Below are 587 nucleotides of genomic sequence, written 5' to 3'. Positions count from 1 at the left end.
GTAAGTGGAAGAACAGCCAATACGACAAGCTCGTTGCTGATTCTAAGACTACTGCTTCTAGCTCAAAGCGCTGGAGCGACTTGACCAAGGCTGAAGAAATCCTGCTGAACGACGTCGGCGTATCACCACTTTACTACGACACTAATGTTTGGATGATCCGTCCAAGCGTTAAGAACGTCATCCAAAACCGTGGTACTTGGAACTTCAAGACTGCCTACATCAAGTAATTTCTTAACAGACTAGTCAAACATGAAGAGAAGAAGAACGCCATATGGCGTTCTTTTTCTTTGCTAGAAACTTTTCTGAGATTTTTTAGAAAAAAGTTTAATTAAAAGTTTGATTCTTAGAAAAAAGTTGCTATAATTAGATATATCTTATAGCTTTTAACTTTTGTCTAATTTTTAAGAGAAACTAATAGTCGAGGTGTAATTATGAGAAAAGGTAAACTCTTTGCAACGGGTTCTGTAACCCTGGCTGCAGCTGCACTTTTGGCAGCCTGTGGCTCATCATCCAGCTCATCCAGCTCCAAGCCACAAAAATTGGCTTGGACTGAAGCTGCCGAATTGACCATGCCGAATTGACCATGC

General features: G+C 40.7%; 1 protein-coding gene and 1 pseudogene. Both read left to right on the top strand.

Features of this window, described 5'->3' with window-relative positions; translation table 11 throughout:
* A pseudogene (locus FC20_RS10545) lies at window positions 1–227 on the top strand (peptide ABC transporter substrate-binding protein); the annotation flags it as partial.
* 204 nt (window positions 228–431) lie between these two features.
* The gene (locus FC20_RS10690; protein ID WP_008463468.1) at window positions 432–581 is read left to right on the top strand and encodes a hypothetical protein; all 150 of its coding nucleotides are present in this window, start codon (window positions 432–434) and stop codon (window positions 579–581) included.
* Window positions 582–587: the final 6 nt, after the last annotated feature.

Source organism: Lactobacillus equicursoris DSM 19284 = JCM 14600 = CIP 110162 (genome assembly GCF_001434815.1).
GTDB lineage: Bacteria > Bacillota > Bacilli > Lactobacillales > Lactobacillaceae > Lactobacillus > Lactobacillus equicursoris.
The sequence above is the reverse complement of the archived record's forward strand: the minus strand, read 5'-3'. Positions and strand labels throughout refer to the sequence as shown.